The organism is Zoogloea oleivorans, from assembly GCF_008107625.1.
Classification (GTDB): domain Bacteria; phylum Pseudomonadota; class Gammaproteobacteria; order Burkholderiales; family Rhodocyclaceae; genus Zoogloea; species Zoogloea oleivorans.
In genome coordinates this window covers 1-8,486 of sequence record NZ_SDKK01000026.1, presented here as the reverse complement: position 1 = coordinate 8,486, position 8,486 = coordinate 1, and the positions used below count along the sequence as shown (strand labels likewise).

Here is an 8,486-nt window from a genome sequence, read left to right as displayed (position 1 = left end):
ATGGCCTCGGGCGCCAGCGTGGCGCCGCTCATGCGGGCGTGGTCGGCCGCCAGCCCGGGGCCCGAGAGGTAGGTTTCCACACAGCCGAAGCGGCCGCAGTAGCAAGCCGGCAGCGGCAGATCGGCGCCGGCTGGCAGTGGCAGCGGATTGTGGCCCCACTCGCCGGCAATCCCGTTGGGGCCATCAAGCACCTGTCCGCGCACCACGATGCCGCCACCGACACCGGTGCCGAGGATCACCCCGAAGACCACCTCCGCGCCCGCCGCCGCACCATCCGACGCCTCCGACAGGGCCAGGCAGTTGGCGTCGTTGGCGATGCGCACCTCGCGCCCCAGCAAGGCCTGCAGGTCGTCGAGCAGCGGCTGGCCGTTCAGGCAGGTGGAATTGGCGTTCTTGATCCGTCCGCTGACGCGCGACAAGGCGCCTGGCGTGCCGATGCCCAGCGTGCCGCGCTGACCGAGTTCGCTTTCGACGCCGCTCACCAGCCCGGCCACTGTTGCCAGGGTTCCGGCATAGTCGCCCTGCGGTGTTGCCACCCGTCGCCGGGCCAGGGTGGTGCCCGCTGTGTCGAGGGCGATGATTTCGATCTTGGTACCGCCGAGGTCGATGCCGATGCGCACGCCTTGCTCCGGGAAAGAAAGACCGGATGATAGCGCTGCTGCCCGGTTTGGGCTCAGGCCGGCCGGGTTTGCCGGTACTTCTGCCAGCCGCTCCAGCTGTACAGCAGCAGTCCGGCCCAGATCAGTGCGAAGGTGACCAGTCGGGCCGGTTGCAGCACTTCGTCGAAGATCATCACCGCGGTGAGGAATTGCAGGGTCGGGTTGATGTACATCAGCATGCCCACCGTGGCCAGGTTGAGGCGCTGGGTGGCGGCGGCAAAGAGCATCAAGGGCAGGGCGGTGAGCGCGCCGGCCATCGGCAGCAGCCACTGGGTGGCGGTGTCGAAACCAGTGAATACGCTGTGACCCTGACTGTTCTGCCACAGGACGTAGAGGCCCAGCAGCGGCAGCAGCGACAGGGTTTCCAGCCACAGACCGGAGATCGCATCGACGGCCACCTGCTTCCTGACCAGCCCGTAGAGCCCGAAGCTGCCGCCGATGAACAGGGAGATCCACGGCAGGCTGCCCAGCGAGAGGAACTCGTTGCCGACCGCCGCCACGGCCAGCCCGACCGAGGCCCACTCCTTGCCGTTGAGGCGCTCCTTGAGCACCAGCATGCCGAGCAGGATGTTCACCAGCGGAGTCAGGAAGTAGCCCAGGCTCGAGGCCACCACCTGGCGCTGGTCCACCGCCCACAGGAAGGCCAGCCAGTTGGAACCCACCAGCAGCGCGGCGATGCTCAGGCGCAAGACCGTGCCCGGCCGGCGCGCGGCGGTGAGGGTTGCCGACCAGTTGCCGCGGGCGCTAAGAATCAGGCTGACAAACAGGCAGCCCCACACCGCCCGGTTGCACAGCAGGTCGAGGGGGCTCACATGGCCGAGCTGGCGGAAGAACAGCGGGAAGAAGCCCCAGATGCCGTAGGCACCGAGGCCGAAGCCGATTCCGGCGAGGGTTTTGCCTTTATCCACGGTTTACGCTGGCGGAAGGTCGGGACGGAACCTTAGCACCTGCCCCGCGGGTTTGCCCTTGGGGTTTTCCGCCAGACGGGCCGGCGGGCCTACAATGGCGACATTCCACTGCCAGGACTGCCCACCATGCTGATCATCTTCAAATCCCCCGCCAGCGGCGACGTCATCATGTTCGACAAAAACGGCAAGGAGATGCTCGGCGTGCTGGGCAAGGATCCGCAGGACGCCAAGGGCATCGTCACCGTCGCGCAGCTGCCGGCCGCCATCGCCGCCCTCAAGGCCGCCATCGAGGCCGACAAGCAGCGCCAGAAGGAAGCTGCCGACGAGACCGAAGACGAAGCCAAGCCGACTGCCGTCGGTGTCAGCTTCTTCCAGCGCGCGGTGCCGCTGCTTGAACTACTGGTGCGCTCCCTGAAGGACGAGGTGCCGGTCACGTGGGGCGTTTGAGGTCTTTCGGCCGGGGGCAAGCATGACTCAACGCGACATCGACACAGCGCTGGATCTGGTGCGGGAAACCCTGCCCCAGCTGGGTATCCCGAAGCACCTGTGCACGCGCAAGCTGTCACCGGCCGGGCGGGTGTTCGGCCAGTACCGCTGGCATTCCGACACCCTGCGCCTTAACCCGCGCTATCTTGCGCACTTGTCTGACGACGACGCTCTTGACCTCCTCGACACGCTGCTCCACGAGTTGCTGCACAAGGCCTCGCCCCTGTGGAAGCAACTGCGTGACAGCTTCCGTCCGCATCCGGACATCTGGCGCAAGGCCGGTGCCCTGACGACGAAGCTGGGGCCGGCCTATCTGGCCCGGCGCCAGGTGGCACACAGCGTGGCCGCCTAGGCGCTGGCCAGCAGCGCTTCAGTCCTGAATGCCGGCGGTGGTCGGCACCACCACCGCAAACAGATCTCCCAGCGCGGCCAGGGCCACGGCCTGCACCGAATCGGCCGTCAGTGTGCCGCCACCAATGGCCGGCAGCGGGCGAGTGGCCGTGGCGCTGGCGGGTACCGTCACCGCATAGCCCAGGTTGAAGGCGCCGCGGCTGGTGGAGTTGATGCACATGTGGGTCATGAAACCGGCAATCACCAGCTTCGTTGCACCGACGGCCTTCAGGCGGGCGTCCAGATCGGTGCCGACGAAGGAATTCGGGTAGTTCTTCACCACCACCGCTTCACCTTCGATGGGCGCCACCTTGTCGGCAATGGCGCCGATCTCGGCGCGGATGTCGTAGGGCGAACCGGGGCCGGCATCGTGCTGAATGTGGATCACCGGAATTTTCAGCGCCCGGGCGCGGGCCAGCAGGCTTGCGCATTCGTCGAGGGCCGGCTCGATGCCGGTCAGGGCCATCACGCCGCTGCGGTAGGTGTTCTGTGCATCGACCAGGATCAGCACGCATTCGGACAAGGGAGCGGGCTCGGCGGGCAGGCCGGACAACTGGCGCAGGGTGACGGGTTCGGACATGGCAGATCTCCTTGATGACGTGAATTGGGTGCCGCAAGACTAGGCCTGGTGATGCCCTGCGTAAATCGACATTCATGCCGGCGATTCCTGCAAAATTGCAGCCTTCTGCATTTCTGTGGGTCGGACTTCCGTTCGACTCGGTCGGTAATCGAAGCGTGTTGTCGGACTTCAGTCCGACCTACAGGAGCATTGGCTTGAACTGGGACGACCTGCGTTTTCTGGTGGTGATCGGGCGGGAGGGCACGCTGGCTGCGGCGGCCCGTCGCCTCAAGGTGGACCAGACCACCGTTGCGCGGCGTCTGCGGGCGCTGGAGGAGGCGCTTGGCACGCCGCTGTTCGAGCGCAGCGATGGCCGCTGGCAGCCGACCCTGTTGGGCACCCGGGTGCTGGAGCGCGCCGGGCGCATCGAGGAGGACGTGGCCGGCGTGGTGCGCATGGCCGAGGCCGGCGCCCAGGCGGTGAGCGGCGTGGTGCGGGTCACGTCGGTGAGCGCCATCGTCGCCGAATACCTGATCCCGCGCTTGCCGGCCCTGTATGCCCGTCACCCGGAACTGGCGGTCGAGCTGATTGCCAGCAACGACAACCTCAACGTGTCGCGTCGCGAGGCCGACATCGCCATTCGCCTGGCCCGGCCAGATAGTGGTGATTTCCTGATCCGCAAACTGGCCGACATGGGTTTTGCTGCCTACGGCGCGGCCCGCGGCGACCTGCCGGTGCCGCCGGGCGACTGGGTGACCTACAACGAGGATCTGGCCCACACGCCGGAGATGCGCTGGCTGGTGCCTCACCTGCGCGGCGGTCGGGTGCGTTTGCGTTCCAACAGCGTGCGCGGGCTCGCCGTGGCGGTGGCCAGCGGAGTCGGCCACGGGGTCCTGCCGTGCTTCCTGGCCGATGCCCATCCAGGCCTGGTGCGGCTGTGCGGGCCGCAGCCGGTGCTGAGCCGCGACCTGTGGCTGCTGATTCACCGGGATGCCCGTCAGCAGGCCCGTGTGGCAGCCACTGCCGACTGGCTGGCGGAATGCTTCACGGCCGATGCCGCGGCCTTCCGGGGGGTACTGGCGGGGGGCTGACGCATTCAGAGTCCGCTGCGGGCGAACGCTGCCAGCACGTCCGTGGCCCGCCAGCGCACGTAGTCGGTGTTGTCGCTGGCGGCGATGCCCTTGATCTGCGGAATGAACTCCCGCCAGCCGAGGACGGCGGCGGCAACCACGGCGCGCAGGCGTACCCGTGGATCGGCGGCGCTCATCAGATGGGCGATGGCGGCGTGGCAGCGCGGATCGAACGCCTCCGGGCCGAGGACGGCGATCATCGCCGCGGCTTCGATCTGCAGGGTCGGATCGGTGGCCTGTTCGGCGCTGCTCAGGGCCTGGTCGAGGGAGCGGCAGGCGAAGCGCTTGACCAGCGTGGCTTCCAGTTCGGGGCTGGCGTCGGACCTGAAGGTGAAGAAGCTGGCGCCGGCGATGTCATCGACAATGTAATGCACCTCGGTGCCGGACTCCGGCAGGGTCCAGATCGCTTCGTAGGGGCAATCGCTGTCGGCGGGGAATTCGTCGGTGAAGTGCCAGCCGAGGGTGGCCGCGCGCCGGGCGACTTCTTCCAGGCGGGGAGGGTGGGCGAGGGCCAGTTTTTTCATGCTGCGCGCCCGCCGATGATGCCGCGCATGGCCTGCCGCACAGCGGCGACGATGTCGGCGTTGGACGGGCGCACGTTGGTGCGCAGGATGATCTGCGCGGCGCGGGTAACGGCTTCCACTTCGGCCTGCATGGCCCGCTGGGCGACGGCGCGGCTGCTGCGGCTGGCCGGCGCGTTGGGGCGCTGGGGGGCACCGACTTCGTCGCGCACCTGGCGCAGGGTGGCCAGCGCGCCGGGGGCCGCATGGGTGAACAGGGCCTGACCCTCGGGGCGCTCGGCGGCGCTGGCGTCGCCGGCCTGGGCGAAGGCCGCGCTGATGCTCAGGGCACCGGCGCCGGCCATGGTCAGCACCGAGCCGAGGGTCGCCAGGGCCATCGGGTCACGGCGCACCTCCAGGCCCATCAGGGTGCGGAAGCCGCCGAACCAGCTGGTCAGGTGGCGGGCGCCGCTGGAAATTTCGCCGTGCTGCAGCAGATCGCGGGCCGCCGAGGCGACGAAGCGGTCGTTGCCGATGGACGACAGGGTGGCCGCCACGTCCCGGTAGCGGCCGATGCGCACGCGCCGTTCGTCTGGCGAGGCGCCGGTGACGATGGCATCGCCAAAGGGCGGGCGACGGACGACGCCGCGACCGCCGGCCTCGGTGGTGGCCAGCACTTCCTGCCCGCCCCGCGGCAGGGTGGTGGGCAGACTGGCGGCGACGATGACCACCCCGCCCGGCGGAATGACCCGTGGGGTGTCGTGGGTGCCGCTGGCCACTACCGGCTGGCCGCTGCTGGCGGCATCCAGTTCGCGGTCGGCCACTTCGCGGATCTGGCGCAGCAGGGCGATGTCGTCTTCGGTGAGGGGGCGCCGCTCGCCCGGGTTGATCTCGCCGCGCACCCACCAGCGCCCGCCCTCGAACACCGCTTCGAGGATGCGGAAGCCGTAGCGCACCCGGATGGCCGTCATCAGCCCGTTGATCAGGCCGGCGTTGAGCGGCCCGCCGCCCGGCCGCCGGGCCACCACCGCGACGGCCGCATCCATGCCCAGGCGCAGGCGTTCGCGCGGATCGTTGGGCACCCCGGCCTGGGCCACGAAGCGGCCGAGCCGGCGGGCCGCCGCGACGATCCAGTCCACCACCCGGTCAAGCGCCCGGTCGATGGGCGCGCGGATGCGGTTGATGATGTTGGTCACCGCATCGCTGACCCGCCCTAGGCCGACCAGCCGGGCCAGGAAGCTGATCACCAGCGTCAGGAGTCCGGCCATGCTCTGCTCGACCCGGTTGGCGGCGGCCCCGATGGCCCCGCTGGCGATGGCGGCAATCGAGTCGATCACCGAGGCGGCCACCTGGGCGATCTGGCGCATCCGCTCGATGAAGAACATCACCGTGTTGTAGATGGCGATGATGGCCTGGATGAAGGCGCCGGCCGGGTTGAGGCTGCTCACCAGGCGGGTGATGGCGGCGGTCACGATGCTGGTGCGCACGAAGCTCATGACCTGCTCCATGACCATGTCGCGCAGGTTGCCGAGCGTTTCCTGGATCTTCTGCCAGGCCGCCGCCGGCCCTTCGCGGACCAGCGTGACGACGATATCGAAGCCGGTTTCGAGGGCATTGACGGCGGTTTCGCCCACCACCCGCACCAGCTTGCCGCGAATGTTCTGCCAGGTCAGGCCAAGCACGCTGAGCACGAACTTGACGATCTCCGGCAGCGTGAAGGCCTGCGGGATGTAGAGGCCGGCGCCGCCCATCGCGCCGGTGAGCCAGCCGATGAGGGAGGCGCGCAGGTGGGTCAGGATGTTGGTGGCGAACTGGCGCAGGCCCTGCACGCCGGCGCGCACCAGGTTGCCGATGAAGCGGATCGGGTCGGCGATGATGGTGCGCAGGGCCCCGGCGGCGCGGCGCAGGTAGGGCATCACGCTGGGGGCGACGACCTCGAAGATGATTTCCAGCAGGCTCATGACCTGCTGTCCGGCCCAGCTGAAAAAGCGCCCGGCAAAGTCGCCGAAGACCCGGGCGATGCGCGCGAAGGTTTGCGGCAGGGTCACCAGATCGGCCACGCCGAGGCTGCGCAGGGTGTCCATGAACAGGCCCGGCAGCGCCGTGACAAAGCCCATCAGCCCGGCCAGCGCGCCCTGGAACCACGCAAAGGCGCGGCCGATGGCGTTGCCGCGCTGGATGTTCTGCCAGACCTCCTCCTGCCCGATCAGGCGCATGAAGCCGCCGATCAGCGTGGCGGCGGTGCGCGGCACGGCTTCGCCGGTAATCGGGTTGCGGCCCAGCACGGCGCACAGCAGATCCCAGCCACGGGTGTTGGCGGCCAGCCCGGCCAGCGGCCGCAGGATGGCGTCGCGGATGAACTGCAGCACGCCCGACACCAGCCCGCCGACGAAACTGGTGATGCGCCCGATGGGCTCGGTGACGATGCGTTTGGCCCGCTCCCACACCCCGCCGAGGTCGAAGATGTCGCGCCAGCCGAGGCCGTCGAGGAAGCGGTCCACCGCCTGGCGGATGCTGCTGCCGACCATGCCGAGGGTGGCGATCTGCTGCTGCACCCAGCCGGCCACCCGGTCGATGATGCCGTGGTTGTCGAGCGCGCGGGTGATCAGCGCGCCGCCGGGCATCAGCTCGACCACCGCGCGCAGCAGATTGCCCGGCGAGCGGTCCACGGCGCGCAGGTTGATCGGGTTCACGCCGAGCACCAGCGTGAACATGCGGAAGCCGGGCAGGTTGTTGGCGTGCTCGGCGAAGTAGTTGAGCGCGTCGCCGATGCCCAGGCGCTGCACGGCCGGGGTGCTGCGCTCGTTCACCGCCGGGGCAAGGCTGCGCCGGACTTGCGGCGCGGCGCCCTGCTGGATGGTGTGGGTCAGCTCATGGGCGATCAGCTCGCGGCCGGCGCCGCTGTCGGGCTGGTAGGCATCGCGGCCGAAGACGATCTGGTTGCCCACCGTGAAGGCCGCGGCGTTGAGCTGACGGCTGGCCTGGGCGGCCTGCGGGCCGGTGTGGATGCGCACCGCCGAGAAGTCGGCACCAAAGCGCGGCTCCATGAAATCCCGCACCGGGCGCGGCAGCGGCTGGCCACTGCCGGGCAGGCCGGGGACCGGGGTGGAGGTCGACCGCGCGGCCGGCGCCGAAGCGGGGGCCGGGGCGCGCTGGGCGGAGGTCGGCACCAAACCGGCAAAGCGGGCGCTGCTGTTCGAGACCGGGGCCGGCGGCAGGCTGACGATGCGGCGGGCGACTTGGGTGGCCTCGTGTTCGGCGGCATCGTGGGGGCTGGAGACCTTCAGCCCGGCGAGGGACGGCGGTGCCGCCGAGGTGGCCGACCGCATGGCCATGGCGGGCGTCTGCACCTGCACCGGCGGCGTCACCGCCCGGTGTTCGGGGGCGCGCAGGGCCTGGCGGGAGAGCGGCGCGTTCATGGCCGTGCCGGGCTAGCTGGCCCGGCCCTCCTTGAGCAGTTCGCGGCGGATGCCTTCGTCCACCGCGCCGGGGCGCACGATGCCGTCGCCGCGGCCGAGGGCCTGCAGGCAGGCGTAGCGCACCACGTTCATGATGGTGCCGCCGGAAATCTCGTGCTGGCGGGCCAGGGTGGGCAGATCGAGAGCCGGATCGAGGTGCACGGCGGCCGGAAAGGCTTCCTGCCACAGGCGCAGGCGTTCGGCGGCCCTGGGCAGCGGAAAGGCCACCACCGACTGGAAGCGCCGCATGAAGGCGTCGTCGATGTTGTGGCGCAAATTGGTGGCGAGGATCACCACGCCGCTGAAGGCCTCGATGCGCTGCAGCAGGTAGCTGACTTCCTGGTTGGCGTAGCGGTCGTGGGCGTCGGACACGCTGGTGCGCTTGCCGAACAGGGC

At 69.6% G+C, this 8,486-nt stretch carries 9 protein-coding genes; 3 read left to right on the top strand and 6 right to left on the bottom strand.

The annotated features are described in order from the left end of the window. Together ETQ85_RS27055 and rarD are read right to left on the bottom strand one after the other, a co-directional pair. Positions 1-620 (bottom strand): ROK family protein (locus ETQ85_RS27055; RefSeq protein WP_246128849.1); only part of this gene is annotated, 620 nt, incomplete at its 3' end. A 53-nt stretch (positions 621-673) separates the two neighbouring features. Beyond that, a complete protein-coding gene (gene rarD, locus ETQ85_RS21030; protein WP_148581029.1) occupies positions 674-1,567 on the bottom strand; it encodes an EamA family transporter RarD in 894 nt (297 codons plus the stop codon). 126 nt (positions 1,568-1,693) lie between these two features. Here rarD and ETQ85_RS21025 point away from each other — a divergent pair, with 126 nt between their 5' ends. Both ETQ85_RS21025 and ETQ85_RS21020 read left to right on the top strand, forming a co-directional pair. Next, the gene (locus tag ETQ85_RS21025) at positions 1,694-2,014 is read left to right on the top strand and encodes a DUF1840 domain-containing protein (RefSeq protein WP_148581028.1); all 321 of its coding nucleotides are present in this window, start codon (positions 1,694-1,696) and stop codon (positions 2,012-2,014) included. A gap of 22 nt (positions 2,015-2,036) precedes the next feature. Beyond that, on the top strand, positions 2,037-2,405 hold the full coding sequence (locus tag ETQ85_RS21020; RefSeq protein ID WP_148581027.1) for a hypothetical protein: 369 nt from the start codon (positions 2,037-2,039) through the stop codon (positions 2,403-2,405). An 18-nt stretch (positions 2,406-2,423) separates the two neighbouring features. Here the strand turns inward: ETQ85_RS21020 and ETQ85_RS21015 are convergent, their stop codons facing one another. Beyond that, on the bottom strand, positions 2,424-3,023 hold the full coding sequence (locus ETQ85_RS21015) for a cysteine hydrolase family protein (RefSeq protein ID WP_148581026.1): 600 nt from the start codon (positions 3,021-3,023) through the stop codon (positions 2,424-2,426). Positions 3,024-3,217: 194 nt separating this feature from the next. Between ETQ85_RS21015 and ETQ85_RS21010 the strand changes: the two genes are divergently transcribed. Continuing rightward, positions 3,218-4,093, top strand: coding sequence for a LysR family transcriptional regulator (locus ETQ85_RS21010; protein WP_148581025.1), 876 nt, complete (start codon positions 3,218-3,220; stop codon positions 4,091-4,093). A 5-nt stretch (positions 4,094-4,098) separates the two neighbouring features. Here ETQ85_RS21010 and ETQ85_RS21005 read toward each other — a convergent pair whose 3' ends face one another. The 3 genes from ETQ85_RS21005 to ETQ85_RS20995 form a co-directional block, all read right to left on the bottom strand. Continuing rightward, on the bottom strand, positions 4,099-4,656 hold the full coding sequence (locus ETQ85_RS21005) for a HEAT repeat domain-containing protein (protein ID WP_148581024.1): 558 nt from the start codon (positions 4,654-4,656) through the stop codon (positions 4,099-4,101). After that, positions 4,653-8,051, bottom strand: coding sequence for an eCIS core domain-containing protein (locus ETQ85_RS21000; protein WP_246128848.1), 3,399 nt, complete (start codon positions 8,049-8,051; stop codon positions 4,653-4,655). The genes ETQ85_RS21005 and ETQ85_RS21000 overlap by 4 nt, the downstream gene beginning before the upstream one ends. Positions 8,052-8,063: 12 nt before the next feature. Next, on the bottom strand, positions 8,064-8,486 hold a 423-nt coding region (locus ETQ85_RS20995), incomplete at its 5' end, for an AAA family ATPase (RefSeq protein ID WP_148581023.1).